Raw genomic sequence first — 21341 nt, forward strand, 5'->3', positions numbered from 1 at the left:
ATTACCCCATAGAGCCGCGCATCGCGACCAGGTCAGAGTGGCAGCAGCTGCCTCCAGTGGCTTCCCCTATGGCACCACATCGACGTCCGAGGGTTTCTCCTTAGCCGCGGTCTGCAGGGCGTTGAGAAGTTCCTTCGTTGCCATTGCCCAGGTCCGCTTGCTGGCCATCACGTCATGGACCGCGGCCGCGGTCCTGGCTGCAGCCTCTGGGTTCATCAGGACCGACTTGATGGCCTCGCCCCAGCGTCGGACGTCGAGATCGTCTCGATTGATCGGTACGACCATACGGCTGGCCAAATTGAGGGGAAGGAGATCCTCGAGGAGCACCCCAAGTCCGCTCGATCTGCTGACCAGTACCGGCTTTCGGGCAACGATCGCCTCGAGGCCCACCAACCCGAAGCCCTCGGTGCGGGACGGCATGACGACCAGGGAGGCCCGCCGCATGTCTTGCATCACGACCTCGGCCCGGGCTGTATACGCCCGTGGCAAAATTCTCATGGACCTGCCGCCAGACCAGTCGTTGACCAGTTCCTGCAGGCGTGACTCGCCGCCAGCGAGAACACCCCGGATCACCAGTTCGATCTCGGGCTCCCGTGGATCCCGCAGCTCGAGCAGGTAGGCGATCGCGCGAACCGCCAAGTCGAGACCCTTGATCGCTACTTCGCTGTCGTCGAGCCGACCGGCTATCAGCACTTGGACGGTGCGTCCGTCACGTGGTGCGTTGTGGTTCAGTCTGGGCTCGGCTATGTCGAAACCGGGATCAAACCTTCGAGGAACCGGTGCACCGGCATAGCCGCTGAGCCCAATACTCAGCCTGTCGTAGAGCGCCGGACCGATCCCGTAAGCGAGTGTGGCACCCTTCGCGAGCTCCCAGTCGTCTTCGGCACGTTCCTCACCTCGCTCCATGACACCCGGTTCGGCGCCGACCTTATCGAGCTCGACGTGGTCTGCGACTGTGTGCAGAAACTGCACTCGTTGCGCTGTGGGAAAGTAGTCTTCGACAATGCGGATGGCGGCAGGTCCCGTTTTTCTTCCGTGTCCGATGACAGCCCGGGGAACAGTTCCTGCGGGTAGTGTCGGCCGCCGAGTCAACGACTTGGCGAGTGTTTCGCCTGGTGTTCGTCTGGCCGTCACCAGTTCGACGCCGGCGACGGCGGCGTCTCGTACTTCGGCATCCTCGGCGAGAGGAACGTAGCAGAACACTTCGGCACCTGCTTGGGCGAGTGAAACACACAGACGTCGATTGAAGGTGCTGAGACCACCGTGCCCGGACGACCATTCGGTCGCCACCGCGAGTATGGTCGGTCCTTGGGCGCGCTTGGCTTCCGCCTGTATCTTATTGGCAGCCGGAATAGTCACGTTCGGTCGCAGCCGTTCGGCATCGGGTGCCCCGATTGCTGTGTAGAGATCCCAGGCGGCCGTCTTGTGCTGGTCGGCTTCTTCGTGGTTTCCGAAGGAAGAAGCAACGTCCCCCAAGGACTCCAATGCAATGGCTTCCTCGTACGCCCCGGCACCGGATCGTGCCTGATCGATGGCGGCCTTGAGGTAGTCAATGGCGCTGTCTCGGTCGCCGCCACCGAGTACTGCACGTCCGAGATCGATGTACACTCTGGCGATCTGCTTGGGTCGAAACCCGAGCCGTTCGTACTCCGTGAGCACCGTACGCAGGTCTGCGCTTGCTTCCTCCAGCATTCCGAGTTCGAGTTCGGCGCGCGTAACAGATCGTAGCGCAATGGCGGCGTGCCATTGCTCGTTTCTTGCCCGGTAGAAGTCGTAGCACCGACGGCCCAGCCGTAGGGCGCTGTTGTAGTCTGCTTCGTAATAGTACAGCCATGAGCGATTTTTGACTGCGTTCATCTCTCCATAGACATCGCCTGCTTCGCGGAACGCCTGCTCGGCCATCTTGTAGTGTTCTCTGGCCTCGCTGTGTCGGCCCAGTCTGGCGAGAGCGATTCCCAGGTTGTTCAACATGAGACCTTCTGCTCTTCGATCGTGGAGCAGTGCTGCGGCACTCCTGGCCGTTTCAAAGCAGGTGACCCAGAGGTCCCATTGCTTGGATTCGTAAAAGTATCCGCGCAAGCAGTAGGCGAACTGCCAGCAGATCTCAGGGAACCCGGTTTCGGCCATGTTGACGACTATGGAAAGAAAATTATTTGATTCGGAATTCATCCAGGCTGTCGCCGAATCAGTGTCGGCAAAATTCCGTTGAAGGGGAGGCTCGTCTCGCAGTGTCAAGGGTATCCGATATCTGCCCGGGACGAGCACGCGGTCCGCGGCGTCCGCCGTGCGGAGGTAATAGTCGAATAGATCGCGCCGAGCGCTCGCGATCTCCTCGGTGGATATTGCGTCCGCGCAAGTTTGACGAAGGTATGATCGGAACAAGTCTCGCAGTCGGTAGGCGTTCCTCGAGTGGTATTCCACGAGGCCGGCTCGCTTCAAGCGGTCCAAGAGGTCTTCGGTGTCTGCGTGAGAGCGATCGGCCAGCGCGGCCACGCTCCCTATGTCGATTCGATCCCCTGGATGGAGGGCGACAAGGGCGAGAATTCGGTGCTGATCCGGCGGAAGCGTGGCGCAGGATGCGGCGAACACGCCCATCATGCTTCGCTCGCCGTCATCGAGTTCTCCGAAGCGCGATTGTTCGTCTGTTAGGCGAACGGCTACGTCTTCGAGTGTCCGGGACTGGTTGTCCCGAAAACGAGCCGCTACTATTCGGATCGCCAGAGGCAGGTGGTCGCAACTTTCGACGATCGAGCAGATCAGTTCCTGGTCGGCATCATCCGGTGAATCTGCTGGCAGGTCGGCGATGAGGCGAAAAAGTTCGATGGCGGTGGTTTGGTTAAGTGCGTTGACCTGCCAGTGCAGGGCATCGTCCAGTGAAGTGAGGTGAGCTCGGCCGGTGGCCAGGAGCGCCGACTTCGAGGTTGGTGGGATCAGCGGCGAGACCTGGTCGCCGGACTCCGCGCCGTCCAAAACCACGATGGTGCGCTTCCCTGATATCACCTGCCGGTAGCGGGCAGTGAGCTCGCCGACGTCGTCCGGAATCAGGTCGCCGGGCACACCCAGTCGGCGGAGAACCGTCGACAGGATTTCAGACGGTTGGCGAGGTACGCTGTGGAGGCGGTAGCCATCCAGGTCCACGTAGACACAACCGTCCGGGTACCGGCCCTGGGCCTGCCGGGCGACTTGGGCGGCCAGGGCGGTCTTGCCCACGCCTCCCATTCCATGAAGGATGCATATCCGTGCGGGTTCGCCTGACTTGCCGCCCGACCGGCCTGCGTCCGGGGCTGTGAGGTAGCGGACGAGGTGCTCAACGTCGTGTTGCCGGCCGACCAGATGGGTGACGGGGGGCAGGTCGAAGGGCCGTTGATCGGTCCGAGGCAGCTTCACGGTGTTCTTTGCTGCGAGTCTTCCCAGTTCACCGCCGGTATCGAGAGCTCGGTCGCAGAGCACCGCGAAGTCGACTGAAGGCCGGGAAACGCCGGTCTCCACCCGGCTGATCTGGGCAGTGCTGTAGTGGATGACGCGGCTCAGAGTTCTGAGGCTCAGGCCACGACCAACCCGCAGGGCCCGCAACCGGGCTCCGAAAACCGGGTCGCCGGGCATCGGCAGCCCTCCTCTCGCCGACTGGAGAGTAGCGCCTCCTCGCTTGTCGTTGAAGCCCTCTGCGGTCGATGTGCCGTTACATGTTCCGATGGAGACGATGTAACAGCACGCCGGAGGCTGTGAGGCCAGTAAAGTGCGAGATCGACAGGAGGGAGCAGGCACGTGTCGAGAAGCGTCGAAGAGCCTCAGTTTGACGTGTTCCTATCGTGCTGTGGCTCGGACCGTGGACAGATGAAAGGCTTGGTGCGGGCGCTCCGGCGCGTCGGTGTTACAATCTTCCTGGATGACGAAATAGCGCGCTTTGCCGGAATCAGTAATACCATCATGACGGCGCTGGCGTCCTCCAAGGCCTTGGTTGCGTACTATACTACCGATTATGCTGTGCGGGCCGCCTGTCAGTTCGAGCTCATGACTGCATTTCTTGCCGGTCAGCAAGAAGGAGACGCGCTTCGTCGGATCTTGGTTATCAATCCGGAACCGAACAATCGCCACCTAGCGCCTGCGGAGCTGGACGATGCACTTTTTTCGCGTCCGGGAAAGACTGATCAGGATCTAGAAGACTTGGCATTGGAGATTAAAATCCGGGTTGCTGGGATTTCGACGAGCATCGGCGAACCAGAGCCGCCCGCATGGCCGAGCCCCCGGGCTGCTGAAGCCTTCGGGTTTGTCGGTCGGTATCGCGAGTTGTGGGACCTGCACAGTGGGTTGGTATCGTCGGCATTTCCGTTGACTCGGCCGTGGCGAAGTCCTTTGCCCGTTGCCGTCTGCGGTCTTCCCGGTGCCGGAAAGTCGGCTTTGGTTGCGGCCTATGTGACCAGGTTTCGCGTGGTGTACCCAGCTGGGGCGTGGTGGATCAGCCTGGCGGACAGCGCGTCGATGGCAGCTGCGGTGGATGCCTACGCAGCGGCGCTCGAACGATTCGGCCGACTTGCTTCCGGTGTTCGCCCAGGCCTCCTCATTGTGGACGACGTCCCGGCGAGCTTCGACGTCGGCGTGATGGTTCGGTGTCTCGTACCCTTGGGCCTGAGGGTTGTGCTGATAAGCGACGAAAATCTCTTCGATGCACGCATTCCGGTGATCGAACTGGGCTCTTTGCCGATAGAGGATGCCGTCACTGTCCTCTCTCGTAGTCGCCCGCCTGACAGCGGCGACGAAGAGAGTGCGCTCTCGCGGGTAACTGGCCTGCTCGGCTGCCACGCTGGTGCGCTGGTGGCGGCTGCCAACCAGTTGAAGGACCGGCAAGGAATTCTTTCATACTCCCAGTACGCAACCCTGATGGCCGACGTGGCGCCGTCGGTGGAGGCGGTCGTTGAGCCCCTTCGCTCGTTGGTCGGCGAGCTGGACGCTGACGAACGGTTTGTTTTGCAGGCGGCGCTCCTGACGGGTGCGTTGCCCATGCCTGCAAGACTTCTTGTGCGGCTTGGCGGGCGTGACCCTGGTGCGGTGCTGACTCGGCTCCGTCGTCGTATGATCGCCAGACGATCCGGTGCAATCTGGATGTTTGAACCCATCGCAGTCTCAGCTTTCAGCCACTTTGGCAAGTCAGTGCTACCTGATCGGCAAATGGTCGAACTGATTCACGAGGCTGTCGTTGCGTTGATGGCTGATACGGATACTGACGTCGACGAGTGGTGTTCCCTGGCCGACATAGGCAGTCGACTCACGCCCGACGAACTCGGACCAGGCGTGAGCGGTGAGGCATCTGCGATCCCCGGCCGCTTCCAGTAAGGATCGTTCACGTGAGGGCAGGTCGGCTGTCGCGGTGATGGCATCGACGTGGAAGGCCGCTTCATATATCTGGGACTTCAGGAGAGAAGCAGGCGTGTAGATAGTGAGCAAGATCGTCTCGGACACTCAATTACCCCATAGAGCCGCGCGTCGCGGCCAGGTCAGAGTAACAGCAGCTGGTCGCCGAAAGTCTCGTCCATCGTGGCAAGTACGGATTGTGTGCTGCATGCTTTGACCTCTCGGGTCGGGCCGCCACACATGATCGTTAGGTCGTTTGATCTCAGGTAGTCGGCGATCGCGGACCCGTCGTCGCCTACGGTCTCGGCGAATCGCGCGCGGAGATCGTCGAGTAGATGGTCTTCGCGGACGTAGACGTTCTTCGCGAGCTCTGGTGGGCGGTTGCGGGCGCTGGCGTGGCCGTGTCGGCAGCGGTAGCCGGGTCGGCCGTTCACCCAGTGCGAGTCCAGCCGGCGGCCGCAGAACTGACATTGCACGAGTCCCGCCAGCACGTACGTTCTGGTGCCGCCGTATTTGGTGGGCCGGGCTGCGCGTATGCCCTGGATCGCCAGGAACGTCGCCTCATCCACGAGAGCCGGATGTGTCACCTTGTCCGACTTGGCCCGACCTCGCGTCGCCGATGGTCGGACTGGATCCCCGTGGTGGGCGGCGCCGGTTGTGGTGGCGCTGTGCCGGTTCCACACCTGACGCCCCGTGTAGCGAGGGTTCTCGAGGATCCCGGCCACGGTCCGGACGATCCACTCGTGCTTCGTTCGGTGCCGGTTTCGAGCCCGGTCGGCACTCGACGGACATGGGATTCCGCGGTCGTTCAGCTCCCGCGCGATGCCGGCCACGCTACGTCCGGTCGCTCGTTGCTGGAAGATCCACCGCACCGATGGTGCGGTGGCCGGATCAGGTTCCAGGCGGTGCAGGCGGCGCCCCCAGCTCGCGTGGGCCCGGTTCGGGTGCGGACCGGCATCGGCCAAGCGGTAGCCGTAAGGTGGCCGGCCGCCAAGGAACCTGCCTTGAACACGGGCCTGGATGTGCATCGCCGCCAGTACCCGGTGCCGAGCGCGCAGTATCTCGCGGCGTGACTGGGACCCGAGCAGGAGCATCAGTGCCTGATGTACGGGGTCGTCGAGGTTCACCGGACCGTCCGCTTCGGGTAGCCATAGCTGGATGCCTTGCTCCTGGAGCGCGGTGAGCACGACGTTGAACTGGTCGCCGTAGAATGCCCGCTCGTATTCGCCGATGACGACGGCATCGAACGGACGGTTTGGTTGTTGCGCGGCTGCCATCAGCTGGGCCGCGGCGGGCCGTTCCCGCCAGGGCAGCCGACGTGAACATCCTTCGTCGAAGTACTCCGCCACGATCACGCCGCGCCCGCGGATCGTCTCCTCGGCCACCTCGCGCTGCCACCCCAGCGACGTCACCCGGTCCTGGAACTCGACCGTGGACATCCGTCCATAGAACACGAACCTCAGCCCACGACCTCCGAAGGCTTTCTCGCCGCGTCGGGCGCCGGCCCGACGCGGCGACACAGCGCATGTCTTGGTGTCTCTGCGAGCGGTACTGATCATCGTGCACCTCGGTGCTTGAGCCGGGTTCGGGTTGAGGACGGAACGCAGTCGACCGGCACCGATGACGAGGTTGGGGCCGAGCTGCACTCGAATGGCCGCATTGCCGCTCCTACCACCCGTGTTGCACTGTAAGTGGTCGACCTTTGTCCGTGGGTAGCCGTCGGGGAGGCGTCGGATGTCGACCTTGGTGCTGTACACGCCGGAGAATCGGCTGCTCGACCTGGCCAAGCTCACCGAAAGTGACTTCGCGCTGATCAGCTCGCTGCAATACAAGATCAAGCGCGGCGAGCGGATCTTGCTCTGCCAGCGGGCTTCGCTCGAGGACGAGGGAGCCGAGATGTTCGTCCGGCTCAAGAAGGGACGTTACGCTGCGGTGCATTTCCGAGGGAGCGAGTGCACGCAAACCCACGAGATCTCCGTGGAGTCGCCGGAGCATCGACGCCAGAAGGACTATTGGCAGCGGGCCGCCGAGGATGCCGGTTACCGAACGTCACAGGAGGTACGAACCGGGGCCGGCACGATCCTGGACGTGGCGATCGAGGGCCCCCGCCGAACAGGTATCGAGGTCCAGCATTCGCAGCTGCAGTCCCGGCTGGCCAAGTCGCGGACTACGAAGTCTTTCCGGGCCGGCTGGCTACCGGTCTGGTTCCTGGACTCCGACCGGACACCACCATGGTTCCACGAAGTCCCGGCGCTCGGGTGCAACAAACTTCCGTGGAGTTCGCTGCCGCCGAGGCGGTCCGCTACGGCGCTGGGACCGAGCCGGTTCGTCGCACGTGCCTGCACGGTCACGAATTTCGGGACCTGTCCGAACGGCACGAAGAAGCGTCCGAAGCCCCACTGCCGGGAGTATCACCCGTATCGCGAGCCGTGGCCGGGCCTGACCGTCGATGACGTCGCGGCCATGCTCCCGGCCGAGCAGATCGTGCCGATGCGGGCGCTGCGGGGTGACGTCCACCTTGTCGCACCCGAGACCTTGACTTGGTTCCAGGAGTTGACCGGGCAGAACGGCGCGTACTTGCCGGACGCCCGTCGTCTTCGAGGTGGGCGAGCCGCGGACAGTGCGCTCTGCGTCAATCCAGTCCACGACCAGCAGATCGTCGAACGAACGTGTTTCAAGTGCGATCGTGCCCCGGCCGGTCCCGGCGGTGTGCTGTGCCTCGCTTGCACGCGCGCCATGGAGACCCGGCCGGCCCGCGACTACTACAAGCCACAGCCGAGTTGAGCCCCACGATGCGGTCCAGCCCACCGCCAGGGCGATCGCGTAGAACGCTCTATTCATCGGCCCTACGTCCGAGTGCGAGCGAACCCTTGTGACAGTCACATGACGTCGAGTCGGGGAGCGGCCGACGCTGCCTCCGCGGCGTCGACGATGGCGTGTGCGTCGGCGGCGTTGCTCACGCGCACCGCCATGGCCGGCGCGGCGCGTTTCGTCGGCCGGGTCGTGTACACGGCGAGGAACTTCGTCGAGCGGTTGTAGATCGCCGCTTTGGCTTGGTTCCAGTCAACCTCGAGAACCTGCTTGCGCACGATGCCGACGAAGAGGAACAGGAGCCGCTGGCTCGTGCAGGCGAGGACGCCGAAGCCTTCTCCCTGGGCTCCGGTCAGTGCCAGGACCCGCTCCTCGGGACGGAGGTAGTCGGCCAGGAGGTTGACCTCCTTCATCGAACCGACGAGCAGGCCGCTCACCCGGCTGACCGCGTGCGCGATGTCCGCTCGGAGAGCGGGAGCCGCGTCTGCCGGCTTCGTGGGCGCGGGCTGCACGGTTGGCAGTGTCTGGACAGGCATCTCAGCGGTGTGGAACGTCCACCGTCGGCCGTCCCAATAGCGGAGCAGCAGTCCGTCCAGGGGATCGGTGAACCAACCCGGCGGGCGGATCGGAGCAACCGGTGGCTGGGTCACGCGTCACTCACCACCGTCGTCGGAGAGATCGCCGTCGGCGTGCAGCGCCATGGCCGGCAGCGCCGGCGCCCCGAGGGATACCGCCACCTCACCGACGCCGCGGCGACTCGGCTCGGACGCCCGCCACTCGACGGCCTCGGGGGTGTCGGTGTACTGGAGGACGTGGGCGTCGCGGATCGCGATCAGGTGCTCTTTGACCTCGGCCGGAGTGGCGTAGAAGAACTCGCGGCGCATGTTGACCAGGTTGACCCGCTTGTGGCTGAGCCGCCGGTGCAGTTCGGTTTCCAACGTCACCGCGTCCTCGGAGAAAACCAGGGCGTGGACGTCGAAACGGAACGGCACGGACGCGTCGCCGAGCTCGCGGACCCGGTCGAGGGGTTCCTGTCGTCGGGTCATGCCGATCTTGACGACGTCCGGGCCGAAGGCGCCGATGTTGGAGATCACGTACACGTGCCCGACCCGGATGTTGGCGGCTCGCAGTTCGACTCCGGCGATGGCGTCGTCGATCGAGGTCAGCTGCTCCTTCGCCCGCGCGACCCCATCCAGATCGCCCTTCGCTTCGAGCTTGGCGATGGCGGTGGCGTAGTGGGCTCGTTCCTTGGCCAGGCGGGCGCGTTCGCGCTCGATTTCCTTCATCACCTTGGCCTCTTCGCGGAGGCGTTCACGCTCCGCGCGGGCTTCTTCGCGCTCGGCCTCGACCTTCACCAGATAGTCCGCGGTCAGGTCGATCTCTCGGAGCCGGAGGCGGTGGTAGCTGTCGGAGACGGCGATCCGCATCAGCACGCCAAGCCGGCCGATGGTGTCCCGTGTGGTCGAAAGCCGCTTTTTCACCGCTTCGCGGGTGTGGGGCTTGACGACGCGGACCGCGTTGTCGGCTTCGGCGTTGTAGGCACGCAGCATCAGCTTGGCCATGTCGCGGCCGAGCTTCTGGCCCTCCTTGACCGACCCGTTGACGGCCCAGTCGACCTGACACGACACCGCGCTGCCCCTCGCCTCGAGCTTGATCTGCTCGCGCAGCCTCTTCAGTTCGTCCTTGTAGGCGACGGCGTCGTCCAGCGGGTGTGCGTACTCGTAGACGCCGACCTCTTGCAGCAGTGCGAGCTCCCGCGTCTCGACCAGCCTCGATTGCCACGCCGCGGTCTCGGATTTCCGCTGGCCGACCGATGCGTCCAGAGCCGCGCTCTCCTGCTTCGCGTTTTCGACGGCCGAACGCAGCCGCCGCAGGTCGGCTTCGAGCGCGGGCGTTCCCGCGCCGCGCAGCTGGGTGACCCATCCGCGCAGCTCCGTGATTGTCGCGTGTGCGGCACTGAGCTGCTGCTGCAACGCGGCCAGATCCGCATTCTCCCGACCGCCGAACAGCGCCACTGCCGTTGCCCCTTCACCCAGTGAAATCGTATCCGGTCACGACGGACCGGACCGCTCACCTGAGATCGGCAACACCTCATGGCCTGTTACAACGTCGCTCCAGGTGTTGTGAACAACGGACTGAGTCGCATCGCGCCGCGTCGGCCAGACCCGCCGCCGAAGAGGTCGGTGAGCGGTGACAGCGGAGCCCGCCGAGCCGGTTGGCCTGCTCGCCCCAGTCCGGCCCTCTGCCACCGGGCGGATTCCGCTAGAGCGATGCGGGCATGCGCTGGCTCGCGGGCGGGCTGGACCGGAATGGTGACTGACTGCAATTGATCACAGTGGGGCAGCGCCGTGAACACGGCCGTAACACGCAGGGTAGCCATGACGACCTCTCATCCGCACTCACTGTCACCGAGAGGTCTCATCCATGACCAGCGACAACGCGCCGAACACGCTCATCGCCCGGCCGCGGCACAAACGGTGGCTGCGGATCTTGCTCGCTGTTGGAGCGGTCGTTGCGTGAGAATCTGGGTAAACTCATGCTGCGCGGATCCAACGAGGTCGCTGGCTGACCTTCGTCAGGTGCCGCTGCGAGTGCTTCGCTTCACCACTACCTGTCTCGCGCGGGCGACATGCTCCAAACGTGTTGCGGCCTCGACGGGGTCTTCGTGCTCCCAGATTCTGACGACCAGCCACCCCATCGCAGTCAAGACGGTGTCGGTATCGCGGTCACGTCGGACGATACCGCGGAGTTTGAGCCGCCACCAGTTCCTGTTCGCGATGGGAAGGTGACCGTGCTCAGGGCAGGAGTGCCAGAAGCAACCGTCGACGAAGACTGCGATGCGAGTGCCTCGCAGGAGCACATCGACCCGCCGGCGCCGATTCCCGCCCGGAGCCGGCTGATCGACGACGAACCGAAGACCTCGGCGGTGTAGCGCACGTCGGAGCTCGATCTCCGGACGGGTGCCCGACCGCCTGGTCCGGCGCATGACAGTTGCAGTGGCTGCAGATGACGCCGGCGGTGCGGGGCCGGGATCCAGGTTTCGGTACACACGAGGACTCTCTCAGCAAGGTCCGACAGAATTGGCCGATTCCGTGCGCGCCGGGAGCGAGGATGGGCAGGCTCGGTCTGCCGCAGCCGGTCGGGCAACTGTGGCTGTTCAAGCGCCTTATAGGCCGCTCGCCGATTTGCACGGCACGGCCTGTCGGCGTCCAGTGCCGCCGCCGACAATCCGCCTCGTCTCCGCGCCGCTGTGGTGCAGTTCTCCTCTGTTAATCGCACACCTGCTCGCCGTTCCATCAGAGCAGCCTCGCCCCGATCGCGCCGAACGCCAGGCGTGTTCGACCAGGACCGGATATTGCCGGCCGCACGCCAACGCGTAGAATCGTGCCGTTCGTTCGTGACATGGGGGGGGGGCTTTGCGAGCTCTGACTGTTGACATTCCGTTTGGTCCTTTCGCGGGCACCGACGTCGAGGTCTACATCGGCGGCAAAAGCAAGACCGCGCGTATCCATGCCGATCGGTTCTGTGTCCCGGACGCCCGGCACACCACCATGCCGCTCAATGCCGAAACCGTCGGCCGAATGTGCAGGCAGTGCGGGCGAACAGCCCGGTGGGCGCGGCCGACGAGCGCGCTCGGCATGTTCTTGCAGGCGATCACGTCGATGCCTGACGGCCTGCAGGAAACCCTGGAGGAAGACTACCCTGCTGCGGACTGTGCCCGCGCCGCCGAACTGCTGCAGAACGGGGAGTACCCGCCCGACGAGGAAGAAGACGATCTCTGGGACGAGTACAGCAGTGCCCGCGAGCTACGGGACTCGCTGTACTCCTCCTGGCGTCATGCCCGTCGACGTGCGCGCAAGGCTCATTCAGTCGTTGCCGCCTACCCGTGGCTTCGGTCGTGGGCAACCCCGACCTTGGCGGTTGTCGACAGTGAAGCCGAGTTGCTCCGGAAGCTGATCTCGCAAACCGTCGCTCCGGATCGTCTTGCGATCGCGGCCGCGGCCCTGGCGTTGCCGCAGCCGGAACTTCCCGCGGAACGACCGGAATTCGTTATCCTGGGGAGCCCATCCCGGATCCGCCGCACCCTTGACCGCTGCTGGTATCGCTGGCGTGACGCCGCATCCCGGGGGCGGTCCCCGGAGGAGATGGCTAACGCCGCCGAATGGGCTATGGATTCTGAACTCGGCCGCAAGAAGAAAGGGCGTGACGCCGCGATTTCTGCGCTCAAGGAACTGGTGGCCGACTGGACTAACCAGGCTCAGTCCGCAGTCGAGCACCATGGCTCAGCACCGGACCGCAACGTTGTTCTTCAAGTGAAGGAGTCCAGCCAAACGGATCAAGACCCCTGGGACACGTTGACTGCCTGGGAACTCGCCGTCGTTGCCCGGTATGGCACAGAGTTCAGCTGGATCCACGACGCGGTGCTGCTGACGGTGCCCGACTCGCTCGTGACGCACCTACTCGACGGCCGGCACGGTCTGCAGGCTGCCGAACTCGGCAGCGCCGATCCAGCGGCGCAGTTCGCCCAGTGGACGGCAGCACGCCAGCCGGTCTCTGCGGGCATTCTTCCTGGAATCCTGGACGACACGACGATCGGTAGGCGGCGGACGCTCACTGCCGCTGACGTGGCTGGATTGCATCGCTCGGGGGCTTCGATATTCCAGGTCTTCTCGCCTGACAGAGGAACTGAAGTTCTGCCCATCAGTGCTCTCGCCGCACGCTGCGCACAGGGCTGGCGAGGTGTGATCGTCGCCGGTCCTGACGACCTTCCGGCCGACTTGATCGCGGAGTGGATGAACGACCTCGAAGGCAGTCTGGACGACGACATTGACCCGCTGGGTACCCGCGCTGGAGAGCAGAGCATCATCGCACGGACATTCCGATCGGATCGCGACGTTGTTGAACGGCGGCTCAGATTGCTCGCGCTGGTACGGACGGTCGACGATTTGCGGACCCTGACCGACCGCCATGAGCCGCCTGAGCGGGACATTGAATGGCTTGGCCTGCTGACTCCCCACCCTCTGGATCTCAGGCCGTTCAAGCCGGCGGGCGCCGACCGCTGGAAGCGGGGCCTCGGCCTGCCCCTGGGAGTGCTCACCTCCGTGCAGATCTACACCACGGACGGCACGGGCCGCTACATCGGCAAAGGACACTCACCGTTCTGTTCCTTCGCGCGCTCAGGCCGGACCTCGCTTGACGATCGCTTCGACCTCTTGCATCTTCGGGATCTCGTGGGATCGCTGAACCCCGATTGGTGTTCTATCTGTGGGGGTTATGCGACCCGACGCCTCAACGAGGCGCAGAGCCGGTACTACCGCACTGCCCACGAGCTCCTCGCGCTCAGCGACCGTCTCGACGGATGGGGGCGCTGGCCGAGGTCGCGAAGTGAAGAGCTGGTCCTGATCCGGCCAGAACTGGAAGACCTTGCCGGGATCGATCCGGATGATTGCGGCTCGTTCTGCACGTCATCGGCGCAGTGGCGGTCCACGATCGACTCACTGCTTGTCGCTCGAGACGAAACCATTGACGAGCGCTAGCAGTCCAGTGCGTGCCGACCTCACCGTTGCGGAGGTGACTGAGTTCGGCAATCGGGCTCCATCCCTTGGCGCTCTCGCCGAAGGCTCTGGCCTGCGCGGTACAAAGCTTATCGTCGAGCGTCGACACCCTGACCACGTCGCTGGTGAACGATGCCGACGGTGGCGGAAGGCCACGGGTCGTGAGTGCCTACGTCGCGATGATCGAAACCCGAAGGCGCAACCCCGGTGACGTCGCCGGACGCCGGCACATCGCTCGCGCTCTCGGGTTGCCGTTCCACCTGCTCGGCGTCACCGACCCCGACGACGCCGACTTCGCGGCGCTCGTGCAATTCGGCGACAGCGTGATCCGGCTGGCCGAGATCGCCCGCCAGTCCGGCCGCGTCGTCGAAGCCGTCAACGAGCTGTGGCCGCTGGCCGCTCGGCTCGAAGCCCGTGCCGCCGAAGGCCGTCTCGAGCGGGAGACCTTGTATCTGCTGGCCGCTGCCCGTCTGGCCCTCGGCGTGTCCCTCGGCACTGTGCTGCCGGAGGAACGCCTTCCCGGGGCCGCGGCTTGGACTGGCAAAGCTCTCGTGCTGGCTCGGCAGCTGGACGATGAGGACTTCTTGGCGGCCACGCTGCGAATGCATGGCAACGAACTGCGCAAGGCCGGTCGGGTCCGACCCGCTGTCGCACGTCTGGAACATGCCGCTGCCGTGTCCACGACGCCGGCAGCGCAGGGTGCGGCGTTCGCGTTGCTCGCGCGAGCGGCCGGCGACGCAGGATTGCCGAACCTGTTCACCGAAGCCATCAAAAACTGCCGTCAACGTGTCGACGCAAGAACTGAGAACGAGATGCTGCCCAACCCTTTTACATTGCGCGAAATTCACGCTCGTGGCCTCCTCTCCCTGGATCGGCCATCGGACGCCTTCAACGTCCTGAACGCTTCTGCGGGGGAGCCCGCCGCACCGCAGTGGCAGGCCATCGAGCGGGTGACCGCCGGCGAAGTCCTCGCCGCGACGGGCGAACATGCCGGTGCCGCGGAGGCTTTGGCCTCGGCTATTGCGACCACCGAACTCCGTCGGCTGCCCCACCAGCTCCAGCGGGCCGTCCGGGCCGCCGAACGTGGGCATCTCCCAGCCGTGGCCGATGCCGGACGCCTTGCGCTACAACGTCTTCGTGGCCTGCTGTCGCCTGCCGCCTAGGGCGTGTTTCCTGGATCTTGATCTAGGGATCGGGTAGATCATGTCGGGTGTTTGATCGGCGTGATCTGCGTGATGAGGAATGGGAGCGGCTGTGGTCGTTGCTGCCTGTCAATCCGGGCCGCGGCGGCCGGTGGGCTGATCACCGGGCCACGATCAACGGGGTCTTCTGGCGGGCTCGCACCGGGTCTCCGTGGCGGGACATGCCTGCCGAGTACGGAAATTGGGTGACGGTCTACAAGCGGCACAACCGGTGGTCGACCGATGGGACCTGGGCGGCGGTGCTGGACCGCTTGCGGGCCGGGTGTGATGAGGTCGACGGGACGGACTGGACGGTCGGCGCGGACTCCACGGTGGTCCGCGCGCACCAGCATGCCGCCGGAGCTCGCCACGACCCGGCAGCCGAGGCTGACACAGGGGGCGCGAGCGAATGACACGAAATCCCGGGCCGATCATCAGGCCTTGGGGCGTTCCCGTGGCGGGCTGTCCACCAAGATCCATCTGGTCGCCGACCGGCGCTGCCGGCCGATCGCGCGGTTGACCAGCCCGGGTCAGCATGGTGACTCGCCCCGCTTCGTCGCTCTGCTGCAGCAGATCCGCATCCGTCGTCGTGGTCTGGGCCGGTCCCGGGTCCGGCCTGCCCGGGTGATGGCAGACAAGGCTTACTCCTCCAGAGCCAATCGGGCCTACTTGCGCGGGCGCGGGATCAAGGCGGTGATCCCGGTCAAGGAAGACCAGAAAGCCCACCGCCGCAAGCGTGGCTCGGCCGGTGGGAGGCCGCCGGTCTTCAACGCCGAGCGCTACAAGGACCGCAACACCGTCGAACGCTGCATCAACAAGCTCAAAGCGTTCCGTGCGGCTGCGACCCGGTACGACAAGCTCGACATCATCTACCAGGGCACCATCGACATCGCCTCGATCAAGATCTGGCTCCGCGACCCCGTCCCATGATCGAAGAAACACGCCCTAGGTTGTGCGTTGAGCCAGGTCGGTGATCTCCTGCATCGACCAGTGCTTCTGCACCCCGGGCAGAGGCGACAGGTACTCGGCGATCTGCGACACGGACCATCCGTGTGCTTCCCGTAGTCCCCCCACGAGCATGGCCAGGTAGCCGGCAGACGGCGGGGTTCTTCTCGATTTCCGCCTCTGACCAGGGTGCCGTGAACGTCAGAACGGGGTAACCGTCGAGATCACCGAGGTGCAGCAGGGTCTCGTAGCGACCTGGACCGAGCTGGTCGCGACCTGTCCGCAGCACGGTGATCAAATCCAGGTCCGGGCCCGGGTCGCGGTACATTTCCTGCTCAGCGACATCGGAGAACTGCCCAGCGGTCACAATGTACGACCGCATTGCCGCGCGGCCCGGCAGCTTCGGGTCGAAGAACGCACGGTCACCGTTCCAGACCGGCGATTCCGTGGCGAAGTAGATGCCGCCGGAGAACTCGCTCGCCACGATGCGACGCGCCGGGCTGAGGTCGCGACATCCGGCGTAGCTGCGCTGGGCGCGCCCAGCGGCGTTCCTCCTTGGAGAAAGCACAGCAACCGTGCGACGTACATGTTGGACCCGTAGCTGGCGTACCAGACCAGCGGCGGCAGTGGCGAATCCATGGCACCCACGGTATCGCGCGTGCCCCAAGTGATGACGAGCCGAAGAGTCGGCCGAACGGCTGGCCGAACTGTTGTGGTGGCGACTCCCGGATTGTCCCTAATCCACCGGCTGAAGTCTGGTGAACTGCTACGATCGCCATCTGCGAGGTCGGCGCCAGGGGAGGAGCCGCGGTGCTAAAAGCTGTGCAGTTTCGTGTGCTGGGCCCACTCGAGGTGGTCGTCGACGGCGAGGTCGTCCCGGTCAACGCCACGAAGCAGCGCGTCCTGCTGGCCATGCTGCTCCTGTCCGCCAACAGCATGGTCAGTGCCGACGACCTGGTCGACCAGCTCTGGGACCGGGACCCGCCGCGCGGGGCCCGGGCGACGGTGCAAACCTACGTGCAACGACTGCGCCGGGTGATCGGGGATGCCGACCGGATCACCACGATGACCGGTGGGTACCGCATTCGGGTCGAGCCGGGCGAACTGGATCTCGATCGATTCCGGGACTCGGTCGATCGGGCACGGCAAATCGAGGAACTCGGGCAACGGATCGAGATTCTGCGCGAAGCCCTTTCTCATTGGCGCGGAGAGGCACTCGCCGACACCCCGGCGGATCTGCTGCGGACGGTCCACGTGCCGCGGCTCGAACGCGAAAGACTCGCCGCGCAGGAGGCTTGTTACGACGCCGGGCTACGACTCGGCCGGCATCGCGAGCTGGTGCGGGAAGTCCAGGCGGCCGCGAGCGCCGCGCCCCTCCGGGAAAAGCTGCACGGTCAGCTCATGCTGGCGTTGTACCGCTCGGGACAGCAAGTCGAAGCCTTGTCGGTGTACGAGCGGATCAAGCAGACCCTCGCCGACGAGCTCGGCGTCGACCCCGATGTCGAGCTGCAAGAAGTGTACGAGCACATCTTGACGCGAGATCCGGCGTCAGCGGCTCCGTTGGTGGCGAGCAACAGCGCGGACGCCGTTTCCGGTAACCTGGTGCCCTACGAGCTGCCGGCGGACGTGCCGGACTTCGTCGGCCGGGACGACCTGACCGACCGGATCGAAAGCATCTTGACGTCGGCCTCGGGCGTCCCGGTCGTCGTGATCACGGGACTCCCGGGCGCTGGGAAGACGGCACTGGCCGTCAGGGTGGCGCACGACCTGCGCGGCCGTTTCCCCGACGGTCAGCTCCACGTCGATCTTCGCGGCCACGCGGCGACTCCGGCGTTGACCCCCACCGAGGTGTTGGCCCGCTTCGTCATCGCTCTGGGGGCGACGACGAAGCGCTTGCCGGCCGGTCCCGAGGAACTGGTCGCGCTCTACCGGACCATGCTTCGCGGCCGCAAGATCCTGTTCGTGCTCGACAACGCGGCCAACCCCGCCCAAGTGCGCCCGTTGCTGCCGAGTGCGCCGGGTTGCGGTGTCGTGGTCACGAGCCGGAACGACCTGCGCGGGCTGGTGGCGTTGCAGGGTGCGGTGTTGTTCCAGGTCGGTGTGCTCGCCGACGAGCACGCGCGGACGTTGCTGGCCGGCATGATCGGCGCCGGACGGGTCGGGGCGGAGCCGGTCGCCGCGCGTGAATTGGCCGAGCTGTGCGGGTTCCTGCCCCTTGCGTTGCGGATCGCCGCCGCGAACGTGGTCAGCCGGCCGGACTGTTCACTGGCCGAGTACGTCGACGAACTGCGGCGCGGCAACCGCTTGACGTCTCTGGAGATCGAAGGAGACGAAGAAGCCACCGTCCGAACGGCATTCCGGTTGTCCTACGTGACTTTGGACGCCGGCGTCGCACGGGTCTTCCGCCTGCTGGGACTCATCGCCGGACCGGACTTCTCGGCTGAGGCGGTCGCCGCGCTCGCGGCTTTGCCCGAAAGCACCGCCTTGGCCCGGCTCGACCAGCTGACGGTGGCGAACCTGGTCGTGCGGAGCAACGGCCGGCGGTATCGGCTCCACGATCTGCTGCGCGTGTTCGCCGCGGAACGGTGTGTCGACGACGACAGCCGGCCGGCGTCGGACGCGGCCACGGCCGGACTTCTCGCCTTCTACCTCCGGCACACCGAGTCGGCGGCGGAACTGCTGTACCCGACGTATGTCCGGCTTCCCCGCCCGGACGGGCTCGCGCAGGTGCGACCGGGTGTGTTCACCGACCCCGGTGCCGCGCTGGCGTGGATGAACGCCGAGTGCCTCAACGTGCTCGCGGCCACGGTCCTCGCTTCGACGGGGGATCAACCCCGCCCGGCCTGGCTCCTGGTCGAGACCGTGCGACCGTACCTGGTGACAAGTGGTCGTTACCGGGAAGAGGGGATGAGCGCCTTCGCCGCGGCTCTGCGTTCGGCGGTGGCTCACGGTGATCTCGCCGCGGTCGCGTCGATCCATTCCGGCATGGGCTCGTTGAGCGTCCGGCACGGCGACAACCAGGCCGCGTTGCACCACTTCACCGAGGAACTGGCGGCCTACCGGCGAGCCGGTCATCTCGAGGGACAAGCTCGCGCACTCATCGCCTTGGGCAACCTGGACCGAGAGGTCGGCCGGGTCGACGACGGCGCCGCGCGGATCCGCGAAGGTCTCGCTCTGGCCGAAACCTCGACGAACTTGCCCCTGCAACGCTTCGGCTGGCTCGGGTTGAGCTACACCGAGCTGTTGCGGGGGGAGCTCGACGAGGCCGAAGCGGCGGCGCGGCGAGTGCTCTCCTTCGGCGACGTCTTGGACGAGCAAGCCACGGAAGGCAACGTCCGGGGCATTCTCGGCGAGATCCTGTTGTTGCGCGGCCTCTGCCGTGACGCCATCCGGCAGTTCACCCGGTCGCTGCAACTGCTTCGCCGCGGCTCGCTCAGTCACTTCGAAGCCGATGTGCTCGGCCACCTTTCGCGAGCCCAGCGCGAGGTGGGCGACCTGGCCGCCGCCGGCCGGAACGCCCGGCTGGCGTTGCGGACCGCTCGTGGCAGCGCCGCCAGGGAAGACGAAGCCGACGCCCTTGCCGCGCTCGCCGCGGTGTCCGAGCTCAGCGGGGACCTGGACGAAGCCCGCCGGTTGTACAGTTCGGCGCTGGGTATTTGCCGGCAGATCGGGTATCTCCGCGGGGAAGTCTCCGCTCTCGCCGGACACGCCGAGATCAGCCGGTTGACCGGCAGCTTCCCGCTGGCCGTTTCCCAGGCCCGCAAGGCTGTGTCGCTGTGTGCGGGAGCCGGCCTGCAGATGCCGGGTATGCGAGCGAAAGTCGTGCTGGCGCAAGCAGAACTCGACAACGGTGCCATCGAGGCTGCAGCCGCTCAGGCGGAGTCGTCGTTGGCCGACGCCCAGCGGTTCGGCGCTCAGCTCGAGCAGGCACGCGCGTTGCGGGTCCTGGCGCTGACGTATCGCGCCGTCGGAGACCGGGCCGTGGCGGAGAAGTACGGTCGGCTCGCCGTCGAATGCCTGCGCGGAACCGGGCTGTCCGACACCTCCGAGCTGCGCCGGTCATTGGCTGGCATCTGTGGCGAATGATCGCGATTCGGCGCCGACCCGCCGCCAGGCGAGTCCAATCACGCTGGACGTCACCAGGCCGAGCAGGCCGGCCGCGGCAATGACCGCCGAGGGCGGGAACACCTCCGCCAAGAGGCCGTAGACCAGGATCGCGATCCCTTGGACCAAGCGCAGCAGGGCGAACACCAAGCCGCTCATCTGACCGCGCATGGCTTCCGGAGTGGACTGCACCACGCCGGTCGTCACCGGGATCCAGAAGCACGTCGCCGCGCCGTTGACGAACCAGATGACGGTGTCGACGAGCAGGCCCGGGTGCCAAGCGCACACGATGAACGGCACGGCGCTCGCCGCCGCGAGCACGCCGAGCAGCCGCATCCTGGTTTCGGGACGGACCCACCTCGCCAACGCCCAGACCCCGGCGACCATGCCGGCCGAGCCGATGCCCATCAGCGCGCCCGCGGCAGCTTCGCCGCTGCCTGTCTCGACCGTGTACGGCGCGGCCAGCGCCGTCGCGACCATGCAGATGCCGGGGATGACGGCGAACGCCATCAGCGTGCGCAGTTGCGAGTCGGTGCGGACCAGCCGGGCTCCCGCGGCCAGTGAGCCCCACCAGCGAGCCGGCCGGGTGGTGTCCGATCCCGTTGCCGGACGGGATCGGACACCGGTTCGGATCAGCAGCGCGGAGCACACGAAGGTACCCGCGTTGACGTAAAGCGCAGTGCTCATGCCGAGTTGCTGGACGACGGCCCCCGCGCCGGTGAATCCCACGCCCACCGCGAGGTTGGCCAGCATCGCGTTGGCCGAGGTACCGACCACGTAGCGGTCGCCGGTGAGCACCAGCGACAGGGTTGCCGTCTGCGCGCTGCGGAACGGCGAATCCAGCAGGCGCACCGTGAGGAGCAGGAGCCACACCACCGCGAGGGGCAGGCCGGACGTCGCCATCACGGCGACCAGCGCGGCCCGCAGCAGATCGGCGGTGACCATGACGGTCCGGCGGCTGAACCGGTCGGCGAAGCCGGACAGCAGGGCGCCACCGAGCAGGTCGGGGAGGAACGTCAGGGCGTAGGTGACCGCCATGAGCCCGGTCGACTGGCTCGATGCGTACACACCGATCGTCACCGCACCCCTGGCCAAGAAGTCGCCGGCCGTCGACAAGCCGAACCCGCAGAAGATGGCCCGGAATTCGGAGTTGGCGAAGACTTCCCGGAATGTCGTCACTGCTCCTTCTTCCCGGGAAGCTACTCGCGCTCCGCGCCCGTTCTGGGGTCGGCGTAGGAGAGGAAGCCCGGCGTTGTGGTGTTGCGCGACACCGCGTCGGATTCGGCGGCCGGGCCGGCGAGGTCGGCCGGCGTCGTGAATTCGGTGTACGTCGCGAACAGTTCATCGGAGTGCATTGTCGAACCCTTTCGGATGATCCGGAGTACTTGCTGGTCGC

General features: G+C 65.7%; 12 protein-coding genes and 1 pseudogene. 6 read left to right on the plus strand and 7 right to left on the minus strand.

Annotated features, from left to right (window positions below):
- Positions 1-66 precede the first annotated feature (66 nt).
- Complete coding sequence (locus tag ACZ4TR_RS36250) at positions 67-3603, minus strand: tetratricopeptide repeat protein (RefSeq protein ID WP_465292525.1); 3537 nt, start codon at positions 3601-3603, stop codon at positions 67-69.
- Positions 3604-3798: 195 nt separating this feature from the next.
- On the opposite strand from ACZ4TR_RS36250, the gene ACZ4TR_RS36255 reads away from it, so the two are divergent.
- Positions 3799-5331 carry a toll/interleukin-1 receptor domain-containing protein gene (locus ACZ4TR_RS36255; RefSeq protein ID WP_465292575.1) on the plus strand — a complete coding sequence of 511 codons (1533 nt, stop codon included), beginning with the start codon at positions 3799-3801 and terminating at the stop codon, positions 5329-5331.
- 161 nt (positions 5332-5492) lie between these two features.
- Here the strand turns inward: ACZ4TR_RS36255 and ACZ4TR_RS36260 are convergent, their stop codons facing one another.
- The gene (locus tag ACZ4TR_RS36260; RefSeq protein ID WP_465292527.1) at positions 5493-6788 is read right to left on the minus strand and encodes a recombinase family protein; all 1296 of its coding nucleotides are present in this window, start codon (positions 6786-6788) and stop codon (positions 5493-5495) included.
- A gap of 295 nt (positions 6789-7083) precedes the next feature.
- Here ACZ4TR_RS36260 and ACZ4TR_RS36265 point away from each other — a divergent pair, with 295 nt between their 5' ends.
- A complete protein-coding gene (locus ACZ4TR_RS36265; protein WP_465292529.1) occupies positions 7084-8133 on the plus strand; it encodes a competence protein CoiA family protein in 1050 nt (349 codons plus the stop codon).
- 95 nt (positions 8134-8228) lie between these two features.
- Here the strand turns inward: ACZ4TR_RS36265 and ACZ4TR_RS36270 are convergent, their stop codons facing one another.
- The 3 genes from ACZ4TR_RS36270 to ACZ4TR_RS36280 all read right to left on the minus strand — a co-directional run bounded on the left by ACZ4TR_RS36270 (position 8229) and on the right by ACZ4TR_RS36280 (position 11146).
- Entirely contained in the window at positions 8229-8810 is a 582-nt protein-coding gene (locus ACZ4TR_RS36270) for a DUF2510 domain-containing protein (protein WP_465292530.1), read from the minus strand.
- A gap of 3 nt (positions 8811-8813) precedes the next feature.
- Positions 8814-10175, minus strand: coding sequence for an SNIPE associated domain-containing protein (locus ACZ4TR_RS36275; RefSeq protein ID WP_465292532.1), 1362 nt, complete (start codon positions 10173-10175; stop codon positions 8814-8816).
- A gap of 560 nt (positions 10176-10735) precedes the next feature.
- Positions 10736-11146 carry a very short patch repair endonuclease gene (locus ACZ4TR_RS36280; protein WP_465292534.1) on the minus strand — a complete coding sequence of 137 codons (411 nt, stop codon included), beginning with the start codon at positions 11144-11146 and terminating at the stop codon, positions 10736-10738.
- A 430-nt stretch (positions 11147-11576) separates the two neighbouring features.
- On the opposite strand from ACZ4TR_RS36280, the gene ACZ4TR_RS36285 reads away from it, so the two are divergent.
- From ACZ4TR_RS36285 to ACZ4TR_RS36300, 4 genes and pseudogenes are all read left to right on the plus strand, one after another.
- The gene (locus tag ACZ4TR_RS36285; RefSeq protein WP_465292536.1) at positions 11577-13697 is read left to right on the plus strand and encodes a hypothetical protein; all 2121 of its coding nucleotides are present in this window, start codon (positions 11577-11579) and stop codon (positions 13695-13697) included.
- 65 nt (positions 13698-13762) lie between these two features.
- Complete coding sequence (locus tag ACZ4TR_RS36290; protein WP_465292538.1) at positions 13763-14878, plus strand: XRE family transcriptional regulator; 1116 nt, start codon at positions 13763-13765, stop codon at positions 14876-14878.
- A 47-nt stretch (positions 14879-14925) separates the two neighbouring features.
- Positions 14926-15826, plus strand: a pseudogene (locus ACZ4TR_RS36295) (IS5 family transposase).
- Positions 15827-16675: 849 nt separating this feature from the next.
- Positions 16676-19927: an AfsR/SARP family transcriptional regulator gene (locus tag ACZ4TR_RS36300; RefSeq protein ID WP_465292540.1), complete on the plus strand. Its 3252-nt coding sequence runs from the start codon at positions 16676-16678 to the stop codon at positions 19925-19927.
- Here ACZ4TR_RS36300 and ACZ4TR_RS36305 read toward each other — a convergent pair.
- Together ACZ4TR_RS36305 and ACZ4TR_RS36310 are read right to left on the minus strand one after the other, a co-directional pair.
- On the minus strand, positions 19901-21124 hold the full coding sequence (locus ACZ4TR_RS36305; RefSeq protein WP_465292542.1) for an MFS transporter: 1224 nt from the start codon (positions 21122-21124) through the stop codon (positions 19901-19903). The genes ACZ4TR_RS36300 and ACZ4TR_RS36305 overlap by 27 nt on opposite strands.
- 20 nt (positions 21125-21144) lie before the next feature.
- Positions 21145-21300 (minus strand): hypothetical protein, encoded by a 156-nt coding sequence (locus tag ACZ4TR_RS36310; protein WP_465292544.1) that lies wholly within the window; start codon positions 21298-21300, stop codon positions 21145-21147.
- Positions 21301-21341: the final 41 nt, after the last annotated feature.

This window comes from Amycolatopsis sp. NPDC028719 (assembly GCF_055565395.1).

Coding starts and splice junctions, on each gene's coding strand:
- ACZ4TR_RS36260 (WP_465292527.1), bottom strand. CDS start 6,788: ATGTCCACGGTCGAGTTCCAGGACCGGGTGACGTCGCTGGGGTGGCAG.
- ACZ4TR_RS36265 (WP_465292529.1), top strand. CDS start 7,084: ATGTCGACCTTGGTGCTGTACACGCCGGAGAATCGGCTGCTCGACCTG.
- ACZ4TR_RS36280 (WP_465292534.1), bottom strand. CDS start 11,146: ATGCGCCGGACCAGGCGGTCGGGCACCCGTCCGGAGATCGAGCTCCGA.
- ACZ4TR_RS36310 (WP_465292544.1), bottom strand. CDS start 21,300: ATGCACTCCGATGAACTGTTCGCGACGTACACCGAATTCACGACGCCG.
- ACZ4TR_RS36250 (WP_465292525.1), bottom strand. CDS start 3,603: ATGCCCGGCGACCCGGTTTTCGGAGCCCGGTTGCGGGCCCTGCGGGTT.